The sequence below is a fragment of the Streptomyces sp. NPDC002701 genome (genome assembly GCF_042889045.1).
In the GTDB taxonomy this organism is placed as follows: domain Bacteria; phylum Actinomycetota; class Actinomycetes; order Streptomycetales; family Streptomycetaceae; genus Streptomyces.
In genome coordinates, this window is the sequence record NZ_JBIAQL010000006.1 from 222,753 (window position 1) to 247,913 (window position 25,161).

22 protein-coding genes are annotated in these 25,161 nt (G+C 70.7%); 16 read left to right on the forward strand and 6 right to left on the reverse strand.

All coding sequences use genetic code 11. From position 1 onward, the window contains the following. Positions 1-308 precede the first annotated feature (308 nt). Genes ACFYXC_RS19530 through ACFYXC_RS19550 form a run of 5 tightly spaced genes read left to right on the forward strand, consistent with a single transcriptional unit; the run spans position 309 to position 5,846 of the window. Positions 309-1,844, forward strand: a complete 1,536-nt coding sequence (locus ACFYXC_RS19530; RefSeq protein WP_389553165.1) for an ABC transporter substrate-binding protein — start codon at positions 309-311, stop codon at positions 1,842-1,844. A gap of 1 nt (position 1,845) precedes the next feature. Beyond that, entirely contained in the window at positions 1,846-2,775 is a 930-nt protein-coding gene (locus tag ACFYXC_RS19535) for an ABC transporter permease (RefSeq protein ID WP_389553167.1), read from the forward strand. 14 nt (positions 2,776-2,789) lie between these two features. Further along, positions 2,790-3,791: an ABC transporter permease gene (locus ACFYXC_RS19540; protein ID WP_389553169.1), complete on the forward strand. Its 1,002-nt coding sequence runs from the start codon at positions 2,790-2,792 to the stop codon at positions 3,789-3,791. Then, positions 3,788-4,801: an ABC transporter ATP-binding protein gene (locus ACFYXC_RS19545; protein WP_388909513.1), complete on the forward strand. Its 1,014-nt coding sequence runs from the start codon at positions 3,788-3,790 to the stop codon at positions 4,799-4,801. Before ACFYXC_RS19540 ends, ACFYXC_RS19545 begins: the two co-directional genes overlap by 4 nt. Then, the gene (locus tag ACFYXC_RS19550; RefSeq protein WP_389553172.1) at positions 4,794-5,846 is read left to right on the forward strand and encodes an ABC transporter ATP-binding protein; all 1,053 of its coding nucleotides are present in this window, start codon (positions 4,794-4,796) and stop codon (positions 5,844-5,846) included. The genes ACFYXC_RS19545 and ACFYXC_RS19550 overlap by 8 nt, the downstream gene beginning before the upstream one ends. An 11-nt stretch (positions 5,847-5,857) precedes the next feature. Here the strand turns inward: ACFYXC_RS19550 and ACFYXC_RS19555 are convergent, their stop codons facing one another. Further along, positions 5,858-6,775 carry a LysR family transcriptional regulator gene (locus ACFYXC_RS19555; RefSeq protein ID WP_389553174.1) on the reverse strand — a complete coding sequence of 306 codons (918 nt, stop codon included), beginning with the start codon at positions 6,773-6,775 and terminating at the stop codon, positions 5,858-5,860. A gap of 170 nt (positions 6,776-6,945) precedes the next feature. On the opposite strand from ACFYXC_RS19555, the gene ACFYXC_RS19560 reads away from it, so the two are divergent. Then, positions 6,946-7,485: a nuclear transport factor 2 family protein gene (locus ACFYXC_RS19560; RefSeq protein ID WP_389553176.1), complete on the forward strand. Its 540-nt coding sequence runs from the start codon at positions 6,946-6,948 to the stop codon at positions 7,483-7,485. Positions 7,486-7,622: 137 nt separating this feature from the next. After that, positions 7,623-8,456, forward strand: a complete 834-nt coding sequence (locus tag ACFYXC_RS19565; protein ID WP_389553178.1) for an SDR family NAD(P)-dependent oxidoreductase — start codon at positions 7,623-7,625, stop codon at positions 8,454-8,456. A 102-nt stretch (positions 8,457-8,558) separates the two neighbouring features. Here ACFYXC_RS19565 and ACFYXC_RS19570 read toward each other — a convergent pair whose 3' ends face one another. Continuing rightward, positions 8,559-9,527: a helix-turn-helix domain-containing protein gene (locus ACFYXC_RS19570; protein WP_389553180.1), complete on the reverse strand. Its 969-nt coding sequence runs from the start codon at positions 9,525-9,527 to the stop codon at positions 8,559-8,561. A 502-nt stretch (positions 9,528-10,029) separates the two neighbouring features. On the opposite strand from ACFYXC_RS19570, the gene ACFYXC_RS19575 reads away from it, so the two are divergent. The 4 genes from ACFYXC_RS19575 to ACFYXC_RS19590 all read left to right on the forward strand — a co-directional run bounded on the left by ACFYXC_RS19575 (position 10,030) and on the right by ACFYXC_RS19590 (position 14,751). After that, positions 10,030-10,923, forward strand: coding sequence for a hypothetical protein (locus ACFYXC_RS19575; RefSeq protein WP_389553182.1), 894 nt, complete (start codon positions 10,030-10,032; stop codon positions 10,921-10,923). A 96-nt stretch (positions 10,924-11,019) separates the two neighbouring features. After that, positions 11,020-11,490 (forward strand): hypothetical protein, encoded by a 471-nt coding sequence (locus ACFYXC_RS19580; RefSeq protein WP_388909528.1) that lies wholly within the window; start codon positions 11,020-11,022, stop codon positions 11,488-11,490. A gap of 171 nt (positions 11,491-11,661) precedes the next feature. Continuing rightward, complete coding sequence (locus ACFYXC_RS19585; protein WP_389553184.1) at positions 11,662-12,090, forward strand: hypothetical protein; 429 nt, start codon at positions 11,662-11,664, stop codon at positions 12,088-12,090. Between the two features lie 255 nt (positions 12,091-12,345). Continuing rightward, complete coding sequence (locus ACFYXC_RS19590; protein ID WP_389553186.1) at positions 12,346-14,751, forward strand: ricin-type beta-trefoil lectin domain protein; 2,406 nt, start codon at positions 12,346-12,348, stop codon at positions 14,749-14,751. 148 nt (positions 14,752-14,899) lie between these two features. On the opposite strand, the gene ACFYXC_RS19595 is transcribed toward ACFYXC_RS19590, so the two are convergent. From ACFYXC_RS19595 to ACFYXC_RS19605, 3 genes are all read right to left on the reverse strand, one after another. Continuing rightward, positions 14,900-15,277: a VOC family protein gene (locus tag ACFYXC_RS19595; RefSeq protein WP_388909537.1), complete on the reverse strand. Its 378-nt coding sequence runs from the start codon at positions 15,275-15,277 to the stop codon at positions 14,900-14,902. Positions 15,278-15,385: 108 nt separating this feature from the next. After that, on the reverse strand, positions 15,386-16,135 hold the full coding sequence (locus ACFYXC_RS19600; RefSeq protein ID WP_389553189.1) for an SDR family oxidoreductase: 750 nt from the start codon (positions 16,133-16,135) through the stop codon (positions 15,386-15,388). 173 nt (positions 16,136-16,308) lie between these two features. Beyond that, positions 16,309-17,214 carry an AraC family transcriptional regulator N-terminal domain-containing protein gene (locus tag ACFYXC_RS19605; RefSeq protein ID WP_388909542.1) on the reverse strand — a complete coding sequence of 302 codons (906 nt, stop codon included), beginning with the start codon at positions 17,212-17,214 and terminating at the stop codon, positions 16,309-16,311. 144 nt (positions 17,215-17,358) lie between these two features. Between ACFYXC_RS19605 and ACFYXC_RS19610 the strand changes: the two genes are divergently transcribed. The 5 genes from ACFYXC_RS19610 (at position 17,359) to ACFYXC_RS19630 (ending at position 21,733) form a co-directional block, all read left to right on the forward strand. Then, positions 17,359-17,676 carry a putative quinol monooxygenase gene (locus tag ACFYXC_RS19610; protein WP_389553191.1) on the forward strand — a complete coding sequence of 106 codons (318 nt, stop codon included), beginning with the start codon at positions 17,359-17,361 and terminating at the stop codon, positions 17,674-17,676. Between the two features lie 181 nt (positions 17,677-17,857). Then, on the forward strand, positions 17,858-18,829 hold the full coding sequence (locus tag ACFYXC_RS19615; protein WP_389553193.1) for an alpha/beta hydrolase: 972 nt from the start codon (positions 17,858-17,860) through the stop codon (positions 18,827-18,829). Between the two features lie 358 nt (positions 18,830-19,187). Further along, complete coding sequence (locus ACFYXC_RS19620) at positions 19,188-20,102, forward strand: NADP-dependent oxidoreductase (protein ID WP_389553488.1); 915 nt, start codon at positions 19,188-19,190, stop codon at positions 20,100-20,102. A 65-nt stretch (positions 20,103-20,167) separates the two neighbouring features. Further along, positions 20,168-21,244: an alkene reductase gene (locus ACFYXC_RS19625; RefSeq protein WP_388909554.1), complete on the forward strand. Its 1,077-nt coding sequence runs from the start codon at positions 20,168-20,170 to the stop codon at positions 21,242-21,244. Between the two features lie 9 nt (positions 21,245-21,253). After that, positions 21,254-21,733: a MarR family winged helix-turn-helix transcriptional regulator gene (locus ACFYXC_RS19630; RefSeq protein WP_389553195.1), complete on the forward strand. Its 480-nt coding sequence runs from the start codon at positions 21,254-21,256 to the stop codon at positions 21,731-21,733. Positions 21,734-21,899: 166 nt separating this feature from the next. Here ACFYXC_RS19630 and ACFYXC_RS19635 read toward each other — a convergent pair whose 3' ends face one another. After that, positions 21,900-25,094 carry a glycoside hydrolase family 38 C-terminal domain-containing protein gene (locus ACFYXC_RS19635; protein WP_389553197.1) on the reverse strand — a complete coding sequence of 1,065 codons (3,195 nt, stop codon included), beginning with the start codon at positions 25,092-25,094 and terminating at the stop codon, positions 21,900-21,902. Between the last annotated feature and the right edge of the window lie 67 nt (positions 25,095-25,161).

Here is a 25,161-nt window from a genome sequence, read left to right on the forward strand (position 1 = left end):
GGTGGGGTGGCGACGGGCGGTGACGGTTGCGCCGCCACCGCGGGACCATTCCGGGAGATCCCCGCCACGTCCGTGGGCCGGCACGGTGACTTCCGCAGGAGATCCACCCCCGCGCATGTCTTGACGCTGCCACGGTGCCGGTTTAGCTTCGGCGTTCACAGATGCGGACCGAGTGCGTCAGTGTAAACAGCTCAGGAGGCCCGGCCCGAACTCGGATCGCGACACATCAGCACTCCCCCGGAGATACGCCGACGATGAAGTCCCCCGTTTCCTCCCCTCCGCCCGGACGACGGCGGTCCCGAACGACGATGACGATGCTGTTGGCGGGCACGGTGCTGGTGTCCAGTGGCTGCGCCGTGGCCAACAGCGCCGGTGGCGATGCCGGGCGGGCCGACGGCCGCACCCTGCGCGTGGTGCTTACCCAGGAACCGCCGACGCTGGAGCCCTGTGAGGCGTCGCTGACCGATACCGGCGTCGTCGTCCGCTCCAACATCACCGAGCCCCTGGTCGAACGTGATCCCGCCTCGGGCGACCTGCACCCTCTGCTCGCGACCGCCTGGAAGCAGACCGGGCCCCGCACCTGGAGCTTCGACACCCGCAGCGGGGTGACCTTCCAGAACGGCAGGCCGTTCACCGCCGAGGACGCCGCCTTCTCCATCGACCGGGCGGTCAACTCCGACCTCGCCTGCAACGTCGAGGGGTATGTCTTCGGCGACGACGACCTGAAGGTGGAGGCGGTCGACGACAACCGGCTGACCGTCACCACGGCCGAGCCCGACCCCATCCTGCCGCTGCGCCTGAGCTTCGTGGAGATCGTGCCGCGCTCCACCGGCACCGGGGCGAAGGTGCGCGTACCGATCGGCACCGGCCCCTATGCCGTGCGCTCCTGGCAGGCCGGAGCCGCGATCGATCTCACCCGCTACGACGACTACTGGGGCGAAGCCGCCGACTTCCCCCGGGCCCGCTATGTCTGGCGCAGTGACGCCAGCGTCCGGGCCGCCATGATCGACAAGGACGAGGCGGAGATCGCCGTCGCGCTCGACTCGATGGAGGCGGACAAGGAGACGACCGCCGCCTATCCCAACAACGAGACGACGGCGCTGCGGCTCGACGGCCGGGAGGCGCCGCTCGACGACCCGCGGGTGCGCCGGGCGATCGACCTGGCCGTCGACCGGCAGGGCATCGTCGACGCCCTGCTCGGCGGACTGGCCGAACCGGCCGGACAGCTCGTGCCGCCGGGAGTGGTCGGACACAGTGAGGAGATCGAACCGACCCGGCAGGACGTGGCCAGGGCAAGGGCCCTGGTGAAGGAGGCGAAGGCCGACGGCGTACCCACCGGCCGCACCATCACCCTCGTCGCCCGCAACGGCATGTTCTCCGGAGTGTCCGAGACCGCGGAGGCCCTCCAGTACCAGATGGAGCAGATCGGGTTGACCGTACGGGTGCGCATGGCCGACACCGCCACCCAGCTCCAGTACCAGCTCAGGCCACTGCCGAAGGACGTCGGCCCCATCGCCCTGCTGATCATGCACGGCAACCAGGCCGGTGACGCGGCCTTCACCGCCAGCCAGTACCTGCTCAGCGACGGCCCGCAGTCCACCTTCGGCAGCAAGGACCTCGACCGGCGCATCGCCGCAGCGGGCCTGCTGTCGGGTGAGAAGCGGCAGAGGGCATTCGCCGGTCTCCTCGCCCGCCAGAACGAGACGGTGGTCCAGTACACCCACATCGCCCACATGAGCGGCCTGCTCGGACTGTCACCGTCGATCCGGTACGAGCCGAACTCCGCCACCGGTGACGAACTGCGGCTGGCCGAGGTCGGCCAGGCCGAGGCGGCGAAGGACTGACATGATCCCCTTCCTGCGCAAACGCATCCTCTCCAGCGCCATACCCCTGTTCTGCGTGGTGCTCGGCGTCTTCTTCCTGGCCCGGATGACCGGCAGCCCGGTCGACCTCTACCTCCCGCTGAGCGCCACCGCCGAGCAGCGCGCGGAGTTCTCCGCCGCCCAGGGCTTCGACCTGTCGATCCCGGCGCAACTGTGGAACTACCTCGCCGACGCCGCGCACCTGGACTTCGGCACCTCGCTGCGGACCGGGCAGCCGGCGACCGAGATGGTGCTCGACGCCTTCCCGGTCACTCTGCAACTGGCCGGCGTGACGATGCTGCTCGCGATCACCGGAGCGGTACTGGTGGGCAGCCTGGCCGCCTACCGGCCCAACTCCCTGGCCGACCGCTTCGCCAGCCTGCTGTCGATGACGGCCGCCAGCATCCCGGACTTCTGGTTCGCCATCATGGGCGTGCTGGTCTTCGGCGTGAGCCTCGGCTGGCTGCCGACCTCCGGCACGCTCGGCGGACCCGAGATCTGGGTCCTGCCCATCGCCACCCTGCTGATCCGGCCCTTCGGAGTGCTGGTCCAGGTGGTGCGCGGCAGCATGGTCGCCGCGCTCTCCGCGCCCTACGTCAAGATCGCCCGCAGCAAGGGCGCCACGCCCCGGCGGGTGATCTTCGGTCACGCCCTGCGCAACGCGGTGACGCCGGTACTGACCGTGGCGGGCGACCTGGCGGTGGGCCTGGTCAACGGCGCGGTGATCGTCGAGACGATCTTCGGCTGGCCCGGCATCGGCAAACTCATGATCGACTCCATTCTCCAGCGCGACTTCGCGGTCCTCCAGGCGGCCGTGCTCCTGACCGCGGTGACGATCTTCGCGCTCAACATCCTCGTCGACGTCTGCCACGCGCTGGTCGACCCCCGTGTACGACAGGCGGTACCGGCGTGAGTGAGGGAAGCACCGTGACCAGTGAAGAGCGGCCCACCGGGGACGCCACCACCACCGAAGACCCCGCCCCCGCCGCTTCCCCCGCGGACGCCACCTCCCGCACGCCCCGTCGGGCGAGCTGGTGGCGCATGCTGGGCCGCGACCGCGCGGCGGCCGTAGGCGCCGTCATCCTCGCCGTGGTCGCCCTCGTGGCGCTCTTCGGCCGGCTCGTCATCGGTGACCGCGCGCAGCGACAGGACCTGGACGCCTCCCTGCGGCCACCGTCCCTGAGCGACGGGGTGTACGGACTCCTCGGCACCGACGTCCTGGGCCGCAGCGTGCTGGCCCGCCTGATCGACGCCGCCGCGACGACCCTGTCCGTGGCCGTCCCGGCCGTCCTGTGCTCCCTGCTCGTCGGCGCCGCCCTCGGCCTGTGGGCCGGCTATCACGGGGGCCGCCGGGAGAGCGTCGCCATGCGCGTCGCCGACGTGATCCTCAGCTTCCCCTCCCTGCTGATCGCGGTGGTCGTCCTGTACGTGTTCTCGCCCAGCGCGCTGAACCTCGTACTCATCCTCGCGGTGGCCCGTATCCCGGTGTACCTGCGCACCGCGCGGGCGGAGGCCGCCGAACTGCGCAGCCGCCTGTTCGTCGACGCCGCCCGGACCTTCGGCACACCCAGCCGCAGCATCATCCGCCGGCACATCCTCCCGATCGCGCTGCCGACGCTGCTGACGGTCGCCACCCTCGACTTCTGCTTCGTCATGCTCACCGAGTCCTCCCTGAGTTTCCTCGGCATCGGCATCCAGCCGCCGGACGTCAGCTGGGGGCTGATGGTCGCCCAGGGACGGCAGTACCTCCAGACCGCCTGGTGGATCACCGTGCTCCCGGGGCTCGCCATCGTGCTCACCACGGTGTCCGCCACCGTCCTCGCCGCCTGGGCCCGCATCGCCACCGACCCCGCACAGCGCTGGCGGCTGACGCTGCCCGCCAAACGCCGCGGTGCCTCCGCCGCCGTACCCCCGGAGCTGATCCCGTGACGACCACCGCCGTGCCCTCGCCGCCCTCCGCGGACACCCCGGCCCTCGACGTCGAGGGACTCTGCGTCGATCTGAGCACACCCTCCGGGCGGGTACGCGCCGTCGACGGCGTCAGCTTCAGCGTCCGCCGCGGCCGCACCCTGGCCCTCCTCGGCGAGTCGGGCTGCGGCAAGTCGATGACGGCGCTGTCGGTCGTGGGACTGCTCGACCCCGCGGCCGACGTGACCGGCGGCGCCGTCCGGGTCAGGGGCAGTGACCTGCTGCGGATGAGCCCGGCGGAACGACGCCGGCTCGCCGGGCCGGTGCTGTCGATCGTGTTCCAGGACGCCCTGACCGCCCTCAACCCGGTACAGCCCGTCGGCCGGCAGATCGGCGAACCGTTCCGTATCCACCGCGGACTCTCCCGGCGCCAGGCCCACGAGAAGGCGATCGAGCTCATGACCCGGGTGGGCATCCCCGAACCCCGGCAGCGGGCCCGCTCCTACCCGCACCAGTTCTCCGGCGGCATGCGGCAGCGGCTGCTCATCGCGATGGCCGTGGCCCTCGACCCCGACGTGCTCATCGCCGACGAACCCACCACCGCGCTGGACGTCACCGTGCAGGCGCAGATCATGCGGCTGCTGCGGGACCTCCAGGACGAGCGGGAGATGGCGGTCGTCCTCATCACGCACGACCTGGCCGTGGTCGCCCAGCGCGCGGACGACGTCGTCGTGATGTACGCGGGCACCGTCGTCGAGAACGGGCCCGTGCGCGAGGTCTTCGCCGGCCCTCGCCACCCCTACACACGGGGACTGCTCGACTCGGTTCCGGAACACGCCGTACGCGGACGCCCGTTGCCAGCCGTACCCGGCAGCCCGCCCGAACTGAGCGCGGTGCCGTCCGGATGCGTCTTCCAGGACCGCTGCCCGATGGTGCGCGAACGCTGCGTGCGGGAACGGCCGCCGCTGCGCACGACGGGCGACGGACGCTCGGCCGCCTGCCATTTCTCCGAGGAGCTCATCCGTGCCTGAGACCAGCGCCAGCACCGCCACCGAAGGACCCCGCGCCGGCGGACCCGCGGAGTCCCCGCCCCTGCTGGAGGTCCGGGGCGTCACCAAGACCTTCGGCGGCGGCCGCCGCCGGCTGACCGCCCTGGACGGAGTGGACGTACGGCTCGGCAAGGGCGAGACCCTGGGACTGGTGGGCGAGTCGGGCTGCGGCAAGTCCACCCTCGCCCGGGTGCTGCTCGGCCTGGAACGCCCGGACGCGGGCACGGTACGGTTCGACGGCACCGACCCCTTCGCCCTGCGCGGCAAGGACCTGCTGGCCTGGCGCCGCCGCGTCCAGATGGTCTTCCAGGACCCCTTCGCCTCGCTCAACGCGCGCATGTCGGCCGCCGACCTGATCAGCGAGCCCTGGCGCACCCACCGGGACGTCGTACCCGGCGCGAAGGCGCGGGAGAAGCGCGTCCGCGAACTGCTGGCCCTGGTCGGTCTGCGCGACGGCGACGCCCACCGGTATCCCAACGAGTTCTCCGGCGGACAGCGCCAGCGCATCGGCATCGCCCGGGCACTGGCCCTGGACCCCGACCTCATCGTCTGCGACGAGCCGGTCTCGGCCCTGGACCTGTCGGTACAGGCCCAGGTGCTGAACGTCCTGTCGGACCTGCGCGAGCGCCTCGGCGTGGCCTACGTGTTCATCTCCCACGACCTGTCCGTGGTGCGGTACATCGCGGACCGGGTGACCGTGATGTACCTCGGCAAGGTCATCGAACACGGCGAGACCGAGGACGTGTTCGACCGGCCCCAGCACCCCTACACCGCGGCCCTGATGTCGGCCGCCCCGGTGCTGGACGCCTCCCACGCCACCGGTGACCGGGAGATCCAGCTGAAGGGAGAGATTCCCTCGCCCTTCGACATCCCCTCGGGCTGCCGCTTCCGCACCCGGTGCTGGCGCGCCGAGGACCTGTGCGCGACCGAGGCGCCGCCGCTCGTCGTGCGCAGGACACAGGAAACCGCCGACACCCACACGGCGTTGTGCCACTTCCCGCTGGAGGTGGAGTCCGCGGGAGCGTGAGCGGATGAGGATCAGGTAGGTCTCCCACCGGCTCCTTCGCCGTCCCTTCGGGCGAGTTCCCGTACGGTGGCGAGGAAGTCCCGTACCAGCGGGCCCGGTTCCCCGGCCGGCCAGGCCACCGCGATCCGCAGCGGCTCGATGTCCCTGACCCGGCGCCACACGAGGTCCGGGTGCGAGTAGTAACTCGCCATGGACTCGGTGCCGAAGCAGATCGCCGAGCCGGTGGCGACGTGTTCGAGCATCTCCTCGACGTTGTCGTTCTCGGGTCCCCACCGGGGCGCCGACCCGTCCGGCCGGGGGTTGACGGCCCACCAGTCGACCCACTCCGCGGGCGCCCTACGGGTCCACATCAGCGGCTCGTCGGCCACGTCCAGTACGCCGACGTCCGCCCGCTCCGCCAGCGGGTGCGTGCGAGCCATGGCCACCCACCGCGGCTCCTCCGCGACGACCTGCGTGCGCAGCCCGGACAGGTCGGTCGGCAGCCAGACGAAGGCCACATCGGCCAGCCCCTGCCGCAGCGCCTCGGCCTCCCCGCCCCAGTCGAACCGCTTCGGCTCCAGCGTGACGTCCGGGTGGCGGGCGGCATGGACGTCACGGACCCGCCTGCCGAACGCGCCCGCGCCGGTCGCCACGAACGCGATCCGCAGCAGGCGGTCGCCGGCCGCGGCCGTGGTGCGCACCTGCCGGGTCGCACGCGTCCAGTCCGTCACGATCTGCCGGGCCGAGGGCAGCAGTGCCTCCCCGGCCGGGGTGAGCCGCACCTCCCGACTGCTCCGTTCGAACAGCCGGGTGCCCAGGTCCTCCTCCAGCCGCTGGATCTGACGGCTCAGCGACGGCTGGGACACGTACAGCCGCTCGGCGGCCCGGGTGAAACTCAGGTACTCGGCCACGGCCAGGTAGTAGCGCAGCACCCTGGTGTCGACGTCCATCACCGGCTTCCCGTCCGGGGTGTCGCATCCATGCCCGAAGCGTATGGGAACGGGTATTGGACCGCACCGGATCCCGGCTGCTTCCGTTGAACCGCGCGCCACCGGGGCCGAGTTGGAGACCACGCGTCCGGCCTGCGCGCGCACTCGGACCAACAGACGGGAGCGATTCCATGGGCGAATCCCTGGACAGGGCCGCCGTGCTGCGCGGCGCGGGACTCGGCGCGGCCGGGCTGGTCGCCGCGTCGCTGGCAGGCGGGCAGAGCGCGCACGCGGCACCGGGCGCGGCCGAGCACCCCAACGTACGGCTGATCCGGCGGTACTACGAAGCGTACGGTTCGGGCGACCTGGAGGCACTCCGGCCGTTCTTCGCGCCGGACATCCGGTGGACCATCCCTGGCCACCACCCGCTGGCGGGCACCAAGGAGGGCGTCGAGGAGGTGCTGGCCTTCTTCCGCGAACTGGGCCGCGCCGGATTCCGCGCGGAGACCCTGTTCCTCGCCGCCGACGGTGACCGGGTCGTGGACCTGCACCGCGGCTGGAGCACGACACCGGCCGGCCTGGACATCACCTGGGCGCTGGCCTTCCGGATCCGCGGTCGCCGCATCGCCCAGGTGGTCAACTACGCGGGGGACCAGCACGCGGCGGACGCGTTCTTCTGGCGCACCTACCCGCTCGCCCCGCTGCCCGGCCGTCTCGCCGAACGGAGCTGACCACGATGCGCCCACCTGACGGACCGACGCCTGACAGCCCTCTCGCTGACAGACCCACCCCGCACGGACCCGCTTCCCTACCCGGCGGATCCGCGCGGGCGTCGCGTCGCCGGCTCCTCGCGGCGACAGCGGCGGGGGTGGCGGCCGGGGCGGTACCGCGCCCCGCCGCCGCCCACGGCACGCAGCAGGACAGTGCGGCGACCCGGCCGGCGGGACGCCTCGCGGACAAGGTGGTGCTCATCACCGGCGCCACCTCCGGCATCGGCGAGGCGGCGGCCCGGCTCATGGCGGCCGAGGGCGCCCGCGTCTTCTTCTGCGGCCGCCGGGCCCACCTCGGCCACCGCGTCGAGGCCCGCATCCGCGCGTCCGGCGGGGAGGCCACGTACCGGCGCGCCGACGTCCGCGAGGAGGCCGACGTCGAGAACCTGGTGGCCGCCTGCGTCGAACGGTACGGACGCGTGGACGTCGCGTACAACAACGCGGGCGTGGAGAGCCCTCGCGCGGTGCGCCTGCACGAGCAGTCGCTGCACGACCTGACGGACGTGTGGCGGACCAACACCGCGGGCGTCTTCCTCGGGATGAAGTACGAGATTCCGCGGATGCTCGCGCAGGGCGGCGGCATCATCGTCAACACCGCGTCGATCTCCGCGGAGGTCGGGTTCGCCACGATCGCCCCGTACAACGCCAGCAAGCACGCGGTGGCCTCACTGACGAAGGTGACCGCGCTGGAGTACGCCGCCGACGGCATTCGCGTGACCGCGTTCGCCCCGGGGGCCGTGGACACCCCCATGCTGCGGCGGGCCGCGGAGGCGTTCGGCCTGACGTACGAGCAGATCGCCCAGGACTACCCGATCAAACGCATCATCCCCGCCGAGGAGATGGCACGGGTGATGGTGTGGCTGGGCTCCGCCGACGCGGCCCCCCTGGTCGGAACGGACGTCGACGTCTCCGGCGGCTACCTGACCGGATGACACCGCGTGCCGTCGCGTCCGCACCCCCGGCCGGCCGCCACACGGAGACCCACCGTCACGTCGGTCAGCGGCTTCCCGGTGGGCCGGCTGCCTGTCAGCGGCTCAGCCGGAAGGGCGGCGGTGGTTCTGGTCGCGCCAGGCTCGCGGTGACATGCCGTATGCCTGCTTGAAGACCTTACTGAAGTGCGTTGCGTCCATGAAGCCCCAACTGCGGCCCGTGGCTGCGATCGTGCGCAGCCGGGCGCCCGGGCCGGCCAGCTCGCGCCTGCATTCCGCCAGGCGGTGCGAGCGAATCCAGTCACCGAGACTGATACCGGACCGGGCCAGCACCGTGTAGAGGTGGCGGACCGAGATGCCGTGCGCCGCGGCGATCTGTGCGGCCGACAGGTCAGGATCCGCCAGGCGGGCCCGCATGTACTGGGTGATGCGCATGCCGAGGGTCGCTTCCAACGGGCCCCTGGCCTGGTCCGGCCTGCCCAGCTGGTACGCCACGACGGCACGGACGAGTTCGATGCTGGGGTCCAGGACCGGGCCGGCGTGCGCGTCTTGGCGCAGTTCCTTGCTGGTGGCCAGCTGGGAGAAGTAGGCGGAGGCGAGGCGCGCGATGGGGTTGTCCGAGCGGAGAGGGACTGCGGCGATCTCCCGAAGCGATCTCTCGGGGAGTGTCAGCGCGGCGCGCGGGAACCGGATGAAGTGGTGGGCGACGCCCTCCGCGAAGCGCAGCGTGTACGGGGCCGTCGTCTCGTAGAGGGCGAAGTCGCCCGGCCCGAGCAGGGACTGGCGGTCGTTCTGCGCCACCAGGCTGGTGCCTGTCAGCTGCAGCCCGAGGAAGACGGCCGGCTCCTCGTCCTGCCGGGCCAGCCGCTCCGTGCGTTCCACCGTCAGCGCGGTCGCCTGTGCCGAGCAGATCCTGAGGGGACCGACGGTGCCGAGCCCGATGTGGACCGAGAGGTCCTGGGCCGGTAGATGGTGATCGATCTCGACCGGCACGACGGACTGCCACACCGCGTGCCGGACCGTCTCCTCCCGGTCCCTCGGCAGTACGGACGCGGTGTCCAGGACCGGACTCACGAGAGGAGTGCTCGTCTGCGTCGACTGTGCGGCCGGTGCGATGCCGCGTCGGTCCGTTGCCTCACAAGTCGCCTCTCCACATGGCCAGTTCGGACCTCAGCATCGCAGGGTCCCGCGGCGCCGCGCAACGCATTGGAACGGCGTGGCGGGGGATCGCTGCACGGCCACCACCTGGCACGACGTCAGTACGAGCGGGCCGCGTGCCCTACGCCGCGTGCCGTCTGTCCGCGCCCGTCAGCGCCCGCAGCGCCGACGCCGACCACGTCGCACAACTGACAAACATTCCCGCACGGACGACAAAGTCCGGTCACCGCGCCCGATCTATGGTCTGCGAGCGGACGCCGTCGCTGTGCGGCAGAAGTGACCTCGTCAGTCGTCCGGCTCCGGTACCTGCCGCCTCGCAGGCACGTCGTGGGCCGGTGCGGCGGCGCAAGGGGCCACCGCCGCCGTACGCGGGCATCGGTGGCCGCCCGCACTCCGGACCGGGAAAGGTGACACTCGCGTGAGGAAGAAGACCTTCGCCGCCGCAGCCGTGACCGCGGTGGTGTGCACCGTGGCCGGCTGCGGCAGCCAGGCGCAGCAGGGGAGCGTTCCGGACGCCGGGGTACGGGATCTCACCGTCCAGGAGGAGATCGCGATCGAACGCGCCGAACAGCGGCTCGTCAAGGAGTGCATGGCGGAACGGGGCCACCCCTACTGGGAGTTCCCGGTCCCCGGCGTGGACGAGCGCCGGGCCGGCCGCTACGTCACCGACGACGTGGAGTGGGCGCGGAAGTACGGCTACGGCCGTGTCTTCGAGGAGCGGGGCGAGGACATCCGCAGGGACCACCCCACCACCGTCCACCAGAACAAGCTCCGGCCGCAGCAGCGGGCCGCCTACACCAGAGCCCTGGACGGCGACTCCCGCGACCGGATGAGCACCGAACTGCCCGGCGCGATGGGCACCGTCGACACTCCCCGCGGCGGATGCGCCAACGCGGCCCGCACCGAGCTCTATGAGGACGCCGAGGACTGGTTCGTCACCCGCAAGACCATCGAAGGCATCCTGCCGCTGTACGGCCAGGACCTCATGGAGGACGTCCGCCTCACGAAGTCCGTCGCGAAGTGGGCGCAGTGCATGAAGGAAGCCGGCCGGCCCTTCGCGGATCCCGGCGAGCTCCGCCAGAACCGCACGGTGGTCACCGAGGGGATGTCTTCCGCTCAGGCGCACAGGTTCGACAAGGGACTGGCAGTGCTCGACGCGACCTGTGCCAGGAACACCTCTCTGGGCACCACCATGCGCACCCTCGAGACCTCGTACCGGGAGAAGGTCCTGAAGCGGTACGAGAAGGAGCGGGACGACTACCGACGGATGCGCCTGCACGCACTGCGCCAGGCGGAAGACGTCCTCTCCTGACACCTGCTCCGCATCTCACCGCACCTCACTCGCGGCGAACCCGAGCAGACGGCATGTCCGCACGTCACCGAAACACACCCACCGAAGGAGCGCATCATGCGCAAACTGTCCGCCGTCGCCCTCGGAGCCGCGCTTGTCGGCATCGGCCTCGTCGGCCCCGCACCCAGTGCCTCCGCCGCAGCCGCCGCCACCTGCGCGGACAACTACGAGAGAGCCGCCGCCGGCTACATGTACGCCTACAACGGCACCTACTGCGAAAGGCAACTCGGCCTCGCCTTCGGCGACGACCAGAACTGGGGCGACTCCGCGAGCAGCTTCCAGGGCGCCGACAACGACGCGGCCTCCTCGGTCCTCAACAAGGGAAACTACGCGCACGTCAAGTTCTACGCGAACCCGATCGGCAGCTCCGGCTTCAATCCCCACATCTGTCTGCTCCGCGCGGAGGGCTACGCCTCGAACCTGAGCGACGACTACTTCGAGGGGGACCCGGTCTTCGGCACCGTCAACAACAACATCAGCGCTCACCGGTGGGTCGACCGCACCGCGTGCGGTGCCCTCGCGGTGTGACCGTGCTCTGACCGGCGGCTCCACCCGCCGTCCCGGCATCACCTCGGCCCGCCGGAACCCGTTCCGGCGGGCCGACGCCCGTTCCGGTCGCGGGGTGGGCGCGGCTCGTCGCTCCCGACGCGGTCATGGGGGAGAGGGCGTGCGTCGCCGACGTGAGGGTAGCCGCACGCCATGGCGCTGGCAGCTACGTTCGTCACCTTCACCGATGTCCTGTGGCAGGACATCCTGCTGAATCTGGCCTTCATCGCAGCCGTCCCCGGCCTCGGGACCTGGATCGTCTGGGGCGTCCGGGAGCGCAGGCGCGGTGTCCGCGGCGCGCTCGAACACGAGTGGAAACGGGGTCAGCCGAGCACGCTACGAGGCTGGAAGCCGAGGAACCGGTGGATCGGAGCCTGGATATCGCTGGGGGCGACGGCCATCCTGCTTGTCTTCGGCGCCGTCCTGCGCGTGATCGATCCCGGTGACGACGAGGCTCTGGGAGTGCTCGCCATCGGCGGAATCTATGCCGTGGTGTGGGCGGTGGCGCTGCCACTGTGCCGGCCCCTGCCCGGTCCGCGTCCCGAGCACGCCACGCAGGGCCCACCGGACGAGAGCCGCTGACACCGGCCCACGGCTCGTTCGTGGCTGGCTCAACCACCGTACTGGCTCTGTGAGTTGCGGAACTTTCGCCGCAGTGAGGACAGAGTATGGACGACTTCGATGAAAGTCCCTACTGTGTCCGTCGCGACGCACAGGACTTCGTGCGTCCCGTTCGCCACTCTCCGTATCCGGTGCGACGGCGCGTACCGGCAGCGGTGGATCTCTCCACTCGTCCATCTGCGTTCCCCCGCGCGCGGGGAGCGAACAGGAGGCTACGTGTATCCACGGCTGTTGTCCCGGCGGCTCGGCAGACGCCTGGCCGCGACACTCATCACCTCGCTTCTGGCACTCGGACTGTCCGCCCCCACGGGCACCGCTGCCCCGGTTGACCGGTCCGCCGCCGCTCTTCCCCCGCAGGAGCCGGGCGTCACCCTGCGTGTCTTCGACATGCAGGTGCCGCTGGAGAAACTGTGCGATCTCAAGCCAGGGCAGACACCGAACGTCGACAAGCTGATGCCGGTGATCGACTGGTCCTCCGACGCGGACTTCGGCTTCAGCGCCAACTTCGTCTCCCAGACCATCGCCAACCTCAACGTCTCCACCGCCGGGACCTACACCTTCCGGCTCACCAGTGACGACGGTTCCCGGCTGTACATCGACGACACACTCGTCATCAGTCACGACGGCCTGCACGGAGCCGACCCGAAGGACGGCAACGTTGTCCTGACCGCCGGATACCACTCGATCCGCATCGACCACTTCGAGAAGGACGGCGGACAACAGGTCACCCTCGCGTGGAAGCCCCCGTCCGCGTCCGCCTTCGCCGTGGTACCCAACTCGGTGCTCAGCACGGACGCCGATGTCGTCCGCGTCACGGCTCCCGGGCGCAAAGAGTGTGAACTGGCCGGCGATTCACCGGGCGACGGACTGCCGCTGACCGGCGTGCACCCGAACTACGCCCTGACCAACCTGCGGCCCGCCGGGTTCGAACCACAGGTCTCCGCCATGGACTGGCTCCCCGACGGCAGGCTCGCCGTGACCACCTGGGGCGGCTCGGAGAAGACGACCGGCGAGGTCTACCTTCTGAGCAACGTCACCGGAAGCACCGGACCGGACAGGGTGACGTTCAAGAAGGTGGCTTCCGGTCTCAAGGAGCCCATGGGCATCAAGTACGTGGACGGCAAGCTGTACGTGTCGCAGAAGCACGAACTGACCGAGCTGAACGACACCAACGGTGACGAGGTCACCGACACCTACCGACGGGTCGCCACCTGGCCCTACGGCGGCAACTTCCACGAGTTCGCCTTCGGTCTGCTGTACAAGGACGGGTACTTCTACCTGAACCTGTCCGTGTCCATCAACTACGGCGGCGCGACGACGAACCCGCAGCCCGCACCGAACCGCGGCACCACGATCAAGGTCAACAAGGCGACCGGGGCGGTCAGTTACGTCGCCGGAGGTCTGCGCACCCCCAACGGCATCGGGTGGGGTCCGGAGGGCGACATCTTCGTCACGGACAACCAGGGCGGCTGGCTGCCCTCGTCGAAGCTGGTTCAGGTCAAGCAGGACCGCTTCTTCAACCACTACACCAACCCCGCCGGCCCCTTCGACTCCCAGCGGGTGACCAGGCCGGTCCTGTGGCTCCCGCAGAACGAGATCGCCAACTCACCCAGCACACCGCTGCAGTTGCAGGACGGGCCCTTCGCCGGCCAGATGCTGTTCGGTGACGTGACCTACGGTGGCATCCAGCGCGGGTACCTGGAGAAGGTCAACGGCGAGTACCAGGGTGCCGTCTTCCGCCTCACCCAGGGCCTGGAGGTCGGTGTCAACAGGAGCAGCGTCGGCCCCGACGGCGCCCTCTACGTGGGCGGACTCGGCGCGGACGGCAACTGGGGCCAGGAGGGCAAGCTCAAGTTCGGCCTGCAGAAGCTGACACCGAACGGCACCAGCGCCTTCGACATCCGTGAGATGCGGGCCACCGCCGGCGGGTTCGCCCTCGAGTACACCCAGCCCGTGTCGAACGAGACCGCCGCCGGCCTGGCCGCGCGCTACAAGGTCAAGCAGTGGCGCTACGTACCCCGCGCCGACTACGGCGGTCCCAAGGTCGACGAAGAGACCCTCACCGTCCAGTCGGCCACTCTCTCCAGCGACCGCAAGACGGTCACCCTGGCCATCCCCGGCCTCAAGCCCAACCGGGTGGTCCACGTCCGCTCGGCGCGTCCCTTCAGCTCGACCGACGGAAAGTCGCTCTGGAGCACCGAGGCTTGGTACACCATGAACCAGATACCGGGCACGCCGTCCCGCGCGGGGGAGGTGAAGGGCATCAACGGCAAGTGCCTGGACGTGGACAACGCCAACACGGCCGACGGAACGAAGGTCCAGGTGTGGACCTGCAACAGCACCCCCGCCCAGGAGTGGACTCTGCTGGGTACCGGTGCCGTGCGTGCCCTGGGCAAGTGCCTGGACATCGACAACTCGGGCTCGGCCGACGGCACGAAGGTACAGCTCTACACGTGCAACGGAACCGCTGCCCAGGTCTGGCAGCCGCAATCGGACGGCACGCTGCGTAACCCGCAGTCCGCCAAGTGCCTCGACGTCTCCGGCGGCGCGGGGAACGACGGCACCCCCGTCCACCTGTGGACCTGCCTCAACCAGCAGAGCCAGAAGTGGGTTCTTCCGTAGCACTCCCACCAGAAGATGACCGAACCACGGCGCCGAAGGCCGGAAGAAACCCCGGCCTTCGGCGTATCAGGACACCGGGACACCCACGGCGACACCGGGACGTCACGGCGTCGCCCTCCTCGTCGTGTGCGGTCGGGGTCGTGTGCGGTCAGGACGGGGGGCGGTTGCGGCACAGGCAGAACGGATGCCCGGCCGGGTCGGTGTAGACCTGCCAGCCGTAGCCGGACTCGCCGACGAAGCTCTTCTGGAAGGTGGCGCCCAGCTCGATCACCCGGCGCTGCTCGGGCTCGAACTCGTCCACCTCGAAGTCGAGGTGGAACTGCTGCGGATGCTCCTGTCCCGGCCAGCTGGGCCGCTGGTAGTTCTCCACCCGCTGGAACGACAGCTCGACGCCGTCGTTGCGCAGATTGACCCAGTCCTTCTGGCTGATGTCGGTGTTGATCTCCCAGCCCAGCAACTCGCCGTAGAACTCTGCCAGCTTCCAGGGGTCGGGGCAGTCGAGAATGACATCGGTGAACGTCAGCATCCGATCATCGTAGATCGCGGCGCCGGACGTCCGCGACGCATTACTGCGAACGTCCCGTGACCGGGATCGCCGCGGAACGCGTCCCTCTCCGCCGACGGCGACCGTCGGTCACCTGGCCTGGGCGAGGTGGAGCGCGTCGGGACCGGCGGGGAATCGCAGTTGGCCGGTCGTGTCGTGTACGGTTCGCCAGACGGTCTCGGCGACGTCGCTCTCCTTGGTGAACAAGTCCTGGGCCGTGAAGTCGTTCATGGCCCTCTTCGCCCACGGTGCGTAGGGTGCCGGGACCAGTTCGTCCAGCGGCCCTCCGTCCGCCGCGTTGGCTGCGAAGTTCGTCGTCAGGCAGGCACCCGGCTCGACCGTCTTGGCCCGCACACCGAAGGGCGCGAGCTCCAGTGCGAGGGACGCGGTGAACCCCTCGATGGCCATCTTGCTCGCCTTGTATACGGCCGTGAGCGGCATGTGGCCCAGCACGACGCTGGAAGTGACGTTGACGATCACCCCGGATCCGCGCTCACGGAACTGGGGCAGCACCGCTTGCGTCACCGCCATCACGCCGAACGTGTTGGTCTCGAAGACCTCGCGCACCCGGGCCATGGGGGTGCCCTCGAACACGCCGATCGAGGGGATGCCCGCGTTGTTGACGATGACGTCGACGGCCCCTGCGGCTTCGAACGCGGCAGTGATGGTGTCGGGCTCGGTCACGTCGAGCTCGACGACATGGAGCCGGTCGGACTCAGGCAGGACGCCCGCACGCGGCGTACGCATCGATGCGACGACGTTCCACCCCTGCGAGTGGAAGTGGAGGGCGGTCTCGCGGCCGTATCCGGAGGAGGCGCCGGTGATCAGAACTGTCTTCATGCTGTGGCCCTTGCGATAGGGGTGGGATCCGCGGACGGACAGACACTTCCTGCTCCGCGGGAGAGCTCGTGATCCCATTCAATCGCTCTGACCTGCACGTATAGTAGAACTATCCTCGCTCGCTCTTGCACGATCCTCCCCGATGCTCCTGGCCCCGCCCTGCTCGGGCCAGGTCAGACCGGTACGTCTGCGGGGGCGCTCCCGGTGTCCCGCAGGCGGGCTGCGTCCCGGCTCGGGGGCACGCCGAACTGGCGCCGGTACTCGCGGCTGAACTGTGACGGGTTGTCATAGCCGACGCGTTGGCCGACCCCGGTGACATCGCCCGGGTGGGTGGCGAGCAGGAGCCGGGCCTCCTGGAGCCGGATCTGCTTCTGGAACTGGATCGGGCTCATCGCGGTGACCGCCTGGAAGTTGCGGTAGAAGGCGGAGACGCTCATGCCGGACAACCGGGCCACGTCCTCGACCCGGAAGGGCTCGGCATAGTGTTCGCGGATCCAGCGCACGGCCCGTGAGACATGGCTGAGGCCGCTGTCGGCGAGGCCGAACTGGCGCACGGTCGCGCCCTGCTCACTGGTGATCAGGCGCCACAGGATCTCGCGTTTGACGAGCGGAGCCAGCACGGTCCGGTCACGGGGTTCGTCGAGCAGCCGCAGCAGCCGGACCACGGCGTCGAGCAGTGCGGGCGGGGCGTCGCTGACGGCGATGCCCGACGGTGCGCCGCCCTCGGTGCGGGGGATGTCGCCGGGACCGGCCTGCAGCAGCAGTTCGGCGACAGCGGATGGTTCCAGCGTGAGGCCGAACCCCAGTGCGGGCTGCTCGGGGCCGGCCTGGGTGAACTGCCCGGTGACGGGCAGGTCGACGGACGCGACCAGGTACTGTCCGGCGCCGTACTCGTAGACGCGGTCGCCCAGGGCGAGGCGTTTGGCCCCCTGGGCGATGACTGCGAGCACCGTGCCGGACATGGAGGGCGCCGGTGGATCGGGCCGGTCGACCTTCGAGATCAGGACGCCGTCGACCGCCGTGGTCCAGTCGGGGCGCGCATGCCGGGCCAGCAGGGCGCGGAGCTCTTGGAGAGGCATGCGTCCATTGCAGCACTCTGCGACCCCGTGCTCCCGTGTCCGCGAGGATCGTGCAAGTACGAGAGAGCATCACTCTAAAGTTTCCGCAGGTCAGACAGATTTAATGGATCTCGGCAACTCCACCACAGGGGAAGAAGGCATCCAATGACTGTCAACTACGGTTTCACCGCCACGCTGACCGCCGAGCCCGGCTCGGGCGATCGGGTGGTCCACCTGCTGCTGACCGGTCTGAACGAGGGCGGCCCCGGCGCGAGCGAGTACTGCGTCGTCTACCTCGTTTCCCGGTCCGCGTCCGACCCCGACGTCGTCCATGTCACCGAGGGCTGGACCAGCGAGGAGGATCACCACCGGATCTTCGCCGGCGAAGCCGCACAGGCCGTCGTCGCGCAGCTGAACGGGCTGCTGGCCAAGGAGCCCGCGTACACCGACTACGTCCCGGTCCGCGGCAAGGCCGCTTTCTGATTCCCGGGTCCACGCCGCCCGGGTGTCGGCCCCGACACTTGCCGATGCCGATGCCGATGCCGATGCCGATGCCGATGCCGATGCCGCGGCCCGCCTGGGCGCCGACCCTTCCAGCACCGACCGCTCCAGCGCCGGCCGTCCCGGCACCCACTGTCCGGCACCACCCTCGAAAGGCCCGATCATGACCATGGCACGACCTGACCTGGACCCTGAACTGTGCGAGCTGCTGGCCGCCATGCCGCTGATGTCGCAGCTCAGCCCGGAGATACTCGCGCAACTGCGTCAACTGCCTTCGACCCCCGTGGAGTCACTCCCCACACGCCGGCGCGTCGACCGTCGCGAGGTCACCGTGCCGGCCAAGGACGGTACCCCGATCCCCTTGTCCGTCTTCAGCCCTGCGTACACCGACCGCGTGACCGCCGACGCGCCGTGCGTCTACTGGATGCACGGCGGCGGAATGGTCATGGGCGACCGCTTCTCACAGATCGACATCCCGCTGGAGTGGCTCGACATCTTCGGCGCGGTCGTGGTTTCCGTGGACTACCGGCTGGCACCCGAGGCCACCGGTACCGCACTGGTCGACGACTGCTACCAGGGACTGCTGTGGATCGCCGGACACTCGGCCGAACTGGGCATCGACCCCTCCCGGATCGTCGTCGCCGGGGCCAGCGCGGGCGGCGGCCTCGCCGCCGGCGTCACCCTGCTGGCCCGTGACCTCGGAACCCCGGCGATTGCCGGGCAGATGCTGATCTGCCCCATGCTCGACCATCGCAACACCAGCACCTCCAGCCGCCAGTACTCGGGCGGGCCCGGCGTCTGGACCCGCGAGATGAACGAGTTCGGATGGCGCGCTGTCATCGGCGACCTCGCGGACGACGAAGTGTCCCCGTACATCTCTCCCGCGCTGGCCGACGACCTCACCGGTCTGCCGACCACCTACATCGACACCGGTTCCGCCGAAGTCTTCCGTGATGAGGACACCGACTACGCCACCCGCATCTGGGCGGCCGGCGGCCAGAGCGAACTCCACGTCTGGGCGGGCGCCTTCCATGGCTTCGACGCCCTGTTCCCGCAGGCGCGCATCTCCGGGACAGCCCGCCGGACCCGCACCGAATGGCTCGCCCGGCTCCTGTCCTCGAACGGCGTCGCCTAACGGCGCCGCACGACGCCGTCTGCAGAGGCCCGCGCCCGCGCGAGCCGGCGCTCGCTCAGACACACCGGTGCAACCCCGCTTCGGGCGGCGGCGAAGTGGGCCGCGTCGAGCTCGCCGCATCGCGGTCCCTGTTCGCGGAAGCGTCCGAGGCTGTGCGGCGGCCGCTACGGCGGCCCGCCGCGATGTCCGCGGTACCGCCCCGCCACCTCACCGCGGGCAGCCGGACCGGGCCTCCGCAGACCCGGCCGCGCATCCGTCCACGGAAATACTTGGCTGGCCACTTAAATGGTGCTACTTTTTATGTGGCCAGCCACATTAAAGAGGTCGGCGGATCAGCTCATCGAAGGAGCCAGCAATGATGAAGGCCATCGTTTTCGACGCGTTCGGCGGCACCGAGGTCCTGCACGAGGCGGAGACCGAGATTCCTGAGCCCGGTCCCGGCCAGGTCCGCGTCCGCGTCCGTGCGGTAGGCGTCAACCCGGTGGACGGAAAAATCCGCTCCGGGATCATGGAGGCCATCTTCCCCACCACACTGCCCGCCATCCCGGGCGGGGAGATCGCAGGAGTCGTCGACGCCCTCGGCGAGGGCGTCGACGCGTTCACGGTGGGCGACGAGGTGCTGGGTTGGTCCGACACCGGCTCCTACGCCCAGTACGCGCTGGCCACCGCCGCCGTCCTCGCCCCCAAGCCGGCCGGCCTGGACTGGACGCACGCGGCCGCCCTGCCGGTGGCGAGTGACGGCGCCGACCGGGTCCTGGACCTGCTCGACGTCAAGGCCGGCGAGACCCTGCTGATCCACGGTGCGTCCGGCGCACTCGGCACCGTCGCCGTCCAGCTCGCCGTGGCCCGCGGTGCCCAGGTCATCGGCACGGCCGGCCCGGCCAACCAGGAATACGTGACCTCGCTCGGCGCCACCGCGCTGGTCTACGGACAGGACCTGGTCGAGCGGGTCCGCGCTCTCGCCCCGAACGGTGTGGACGCCGTGTTCGACGCCGCGGGCAAGGGTGCGCTGGAGGACTCCATCACCCTGCGCGGCGGTACCGACCGGATCGTCACCACCGCCGACTTCCGGGCCCGCGAACTCGGCATCGTCTTCGCCGAGGGCCCGCAGCGGCGCTCGGCCGCCCGGCTGGCCGAACTCGCCCAGCAGGTTGCCGACGGCGCGCTCGTGATCACGGTGGGCGCGACCTACCCGCTCGCCGACGCGGCCAAGGCGCAGCAGACGAGCGACGCCGGTCACGGCCGCGGAAAGCTCGTTCTCACCGTCGACTGACCGACCCCTCGCAGAGGCCGGCTCCCGCTCCCGCCCCACATCCCTCCCTCATGAAGGAAGCCCTCATGTCCACGACCGACCTGAACCCCCTGTGGCAGCCCACCCGCGCCGGGGACATCCGGCTGCCGCACCGGCTGGCCATGGCCCCGATGACGCGCGGCCGCAGCACCGCGGAAGGCGTGCCGACCGAGCTGAACGCCGAGTACTACGCCCAACGCGCCTCGAACGCGCTCCTCATCACCGAGGGCACCCAGCCGTCGGCCGACGGGCAGGGCTACCTGCTGACGCCGGGCGTCCACACCGAGGAGCAGGTGGCCGGGTGGCGCAAGGTCACCGCCGCGGTGCACGCCGCCGGCGGGCGTGTCGTCGTACAGCTGATGCACGTCGGGCGGATCGCGCACCCCGACAACACCCCACACGGACGGCAGCCGGTGGCGCCCTCGCCGGTGCGCCCGGCGGGCGTGATGTACACCGCTTCAGGACCGCAGGAGATGCCCCGGCCCCGGGCGCTGTCCACCGGGGAGATCGCCGCGACGGTCGAGGACTTCCGTCGTGCCGCCGCGAGCGCGGTCGAAGCCGGCGCGGACGGAGTGGAGATCCACGGCGCCAACGGCTACCTCGTCCACCAGTTCCTCTCCTCCAACGCCAACGAGCGCACCGACCGCTACGGCGGCCCGCTCGACAACCGCATCCGCTTCGCCGTCGAGGTCGCCACCGCCGTCGCCGACGAGATCGGCGCCGGCCGCACCGGCATCCGTCTGTCCCCGGGCAACCCGTACAACGACATCCGCGAGGACGACACACAGGAGCTGTACCCGGCGCTGGTGCGCGCGCTCGCACCACTGGACCTGGCCTACCTGCACCTGATCCACACCGGTGACGAACAGCTGCTCGACACCCTGCGGCCGCTGTGGCCGGGCGCGCTGGTCCTGAACCGTGCGGGCGCCGACCTCCCCACCCGCGCCAAGGACATCGCCGACGGCCGCGCCGACGTCATCACCGTCGGCGCGCTGGCACTGGCCAACCCCGACCTGGTCGAGCGGGTACGCTCTGGTGCGCCGCTGAACACGCCCGACCCGGCCACCTTCTACAGCGGCGGCGAAACCGGGTACACCGATTACCCCGCCCGCCACGACGCCTGAGGAGAAGCGATGACCGACCCCACCTCCAGGCCCCCCGGCACGGCGCACGACGGCCGTCTCAGCTATGCCATCTTCCAACTCGCCCGCGCCCACCGGGGCCACGCCGCCACCATGCTCCGCAGCATGAACCTGCATCCGGGACAGGAACTGCTGCTCATGCAGCTCTTCGACCGGGACGGTCAGACCCAGTCCGAACTCCTGGAGACCGTCGGCCTCGACCACTCCACCGTCTCCAAGTCACTGCGCCGCATGCAGGACGCCGGACTGGTCACCCGGGAACCTGCCGCACACGACCGGCGCGTCATGGTCGTCCATCTCACCGACGCCGGACGCGCCCTGCGCGAGCCCATCGCGGACATGTGGCGGACCCTGGAGAAGATCTCCGTACAGGGCCTGACGGCGGAGCAGATCGAGACGTTCACCAGGACCGCGTACGCGATCGAGCAGTCGGTCAAGGACCGCGGCGCCCCAGCCCCGCCGGGCGAGTAGGAGGCCACCGGACCGGCGGCGCTCCGACACTTCGGCCGGCACGCCCTGCCGCCCGATCGCGGGCGAACCAGCTGCGCGGGTCAGCGTAGGCGACGGTCGGGCGTGTGTCAGCTCACCGCAACTCCAGGGCCGCACCGACACGTTCGGCCCGCCCGGTGCTGTGGGGTCACCCGTCGGACGAGTGCAGGTCGAGGAGGACCGCTGCCGTTCCGAGCGCCGGCACGAGGACCGGGACGGTGCCGTCCGGCTCCACGTCGACCTCGCGCGGATCCGAGCCGAGGTAGGTGGTACGGAACGCCCGGCCGGCCGCGAGCGGGGTGCCGACACGGCAGGTGACCGGGACGTCCGCCAAAGACTGCAGACGGACCAGGAGTCGTCCCTCGCTCGGGACGGTCAGGCCCACCAGCCGTACTCGGGGATCGTCCAGGGTCAGAAACCGTGTCTGCGCCGGGAGGTCGGCCTGGGCCGCGGCGCGGGCGCGGACCGGTACCAGCGGGTGGCCGGTGACGGCAGCGGTGCGCGCGGCCAGTCGGTCGCCGAGCCCGGCCGCGTCGTCGTCGCCGGCCTCGCCGAAGGCGACGCTGTAGCGGAACGTGTGGTGGAACGCCTGCTGGGCGGGGAAGTTCGTGTCCCAGATGTTGTTGTGCACCCAGGAGAAGACGGTGGCTGGCTCCTCCCGCGGGAGCGACTGCGGGTAGGGGGCGTAGGGGATCGCGATCCCGCCGAGCTGGACGAGCGGGGCGTCGGCCGTCGTCAGCACGGCGTGACGGGTGGCGTCACTCAGGCTGACCCAGCGCCGGATCGCGCGCATGTGGGTGGCGGACCCCGGCACAATCTCCCGGTCGGTGCCCAGGACGCCGCCGGTGGCCTCCGTCCGCACGGTGGGGTTGTCGAGGGCGAAGGGGAAGGCGAAGAACGCGCTCTCCTTGGTGAGGGTCGCGGTCTTGTCGATACGGTTCTCCACGTCGATGCGGGCCGCGTCGTGCGGGAGGCGCACGGTGACCCGGAGCCGGCGGGTTCCGGCCGGGGCGCATTCGTAGACGAGGGTGTGCCCGGTGGCGTCCGTGGTGCGGTCGACGAGTGCCGCGGGTGGTGCGGTGCTGCGCGAGGCGAGCAGGTGCATCGAGTCGTCGGCGACGGTCTTGCTGGACTGGTGGTTGAACGCGCCGGCGGTGGCGTACTCGTCGTACACATAGCCGTTGAAGCCGACGGCGGCGTCCTGCCGGACGAGTTCGCGTCCGGTGCGCTTGTCGACGACGGAAGCGATGCACGCCTCGCGCAGGTCGACGGTGACCCGCAGGTGGTCGTTCTCCAGGACGGCCGGGTCCGCGGACGTGAGCGCCCGGTCGCCGTCCCGCGGGGGAGCGGCGGTCGGATCCGGGGTGGTGCCGGGGCCGGCGACGATGTCCAGGCGCAGCGAGCCGCAGGCCGGTACGTCGGTGACGGGCACGTGCAGGAACCGCCCGGCCGACCGGTGGCGGTCGTTGCTCTGGGCCTCCTCCCTGAAGAGCAGGGGTGTGCCGGTGCGGGCATCGAGGACCTGGACCGCGTCGCGCAGTGCGACGGTGCTCTCCGGCAGGAAGAGCCGTGCCGTCTCCGTGCGCGGCCAGCTGCAGGTGTTGACGACGTGGAAGGACGCCAGCACGCCCGCGGGTGCGGCGAACGCCTCGCCGAGCAGCGATGAGGCGGCGTCCAGGAGCGTCTCCGCGTCGTCGTGGGCGCGTATGGCCTGGGAGTACTTCCAGTGCCACTGCTGCTCGCCGGATCCGTGGCCGTGATCGCCGTGGGTCCAGGGGTCGCCCGCACCCCAGGTGTGTTCGTTGAACAGCGAGGCCGCCCGGTAGACGGCCGGAGCGTTCGCCGTGACCACCGCGCTGCCGGGTACGCCCATCAGGTGCGCGTACCCGGCCACGGTCTGGGCCTCCGCGACGGCGGCCTGGCCGCGACGCGTGGCGGCCAGGGGGACGGCCCCGGCGCCCACCCCGTCGACCCACCAGTCGCTCCAGTCGCCCCGGTAGGTCTCCAGGTGGTCCCCGGCGCGCCGCTCGGCGTCCTCGAAGAAGTCCTGGTTGCGGGAGGCGCGCAGCCGCGGGTAGGCCCACTGCTCGTTCCAGCGGCGCACCGTGTCGGAGATGATCCGTCGTGGCGGGCCGTTGTCCGCGAACTTGCCCAGCACACGCAGGTGCAGGACGTCCCAGGGGTAGGGGTCGACGCTGGCGGTGGCGGCCGTGGTGGCGTGGTCGAGGATGGGGAAGCCGGGGATTCCGCGCCCCTCGTGGGGGTAGGGGAACGTCGCCAGCGCGGACAGGTAGGCGGGCAGCAGGTCGTCGACGCTGTCGTAGGACTCGTCGAAACCGAGGATCGAGCCCTCCATGTACGCCAGCCCGTGCGGTGTGTCCGTACGCCACACCAGGACGCTGTTGCCGCTCGGCGACTGCCAGCGGAACAGCCGCGGCAGGTGTGCCCCGCCGACGAGGTGCGGCACGGCCCGCCCGGCCCAGTTGTGCGCCACGGACAGGTAGCGGATGCCGTTGTCCGCGAGGACGTCGGGCAGGCCCACCACCTGACCGGGCACGTCGGTCTGCATGGCCGTGGTGATGTCGATGCCATGGCGGTCACGCAACTCCGTTGCGGGGCGGACCAGTTCGTGCAGCTCGTCGGTGGAGCACGTCTCCGTGTGCAGGTTGAACGGCATCGCCGTCAGCTCGATACGTCCCTCACGCACCCGGTCGAGGAAGTTCTCCACCTGGCGTGCCGGCCGGTTGGCCCGCCAGTCCTGGAAGGAGTGGAACCCTTCGACGGCCCAGCGGAACCGGGCGGGTTCCGGCCAGTCGTCGGTGTCCCGGCACAGTTCCAGCAGTGAGTCGAGGTAGGAGCGGGACTCCGCCATGACCCGCCCCTGCGGATCGGTGTAGCCGATGTCGAGATGGGAATGCTGCACCAGGTGCAGTGTCCAGTGACGCTGCGGGCGGGCCTCGAAGTCGAGCCAGGTGCCCTCCGCCAGGTCGGGGAGCTCGATCCGCAGGGGCGTCGGCGCGTCCACCTCCGGCACCAGGACGCGCAGGTCCGTCCCGGGGCCGGAGAGGACTTCGCTGTGGACGGGTGTGCCGCCGCCGGTGGTGACCCGGACCCGCGTGACGCGCGGCGCCCCGCTGCCGTCGGCCGCGCCGTCACGGCCCAGTCGCAGCCGGATGGACTGGAGCAGTCCCCCGGAGCCGTCGTGACGCAGCAGCGGTTCGCCGGACAGATGCACCCGCAGGTCACCCAGGCCGACGGTGGTGGTGACCACGCGGTCGCGCAGGATGTCGCGCGCGATGTCGGAGTCCCACCAGGACGGCCGGGTCAGCGGTGGCTTGGGCATGGTGCGTGATCGTCCTTCGTGTCGGGATCCAAAGTGGGTGGTACGAGGTCCTGACGAGCCGTCAGCA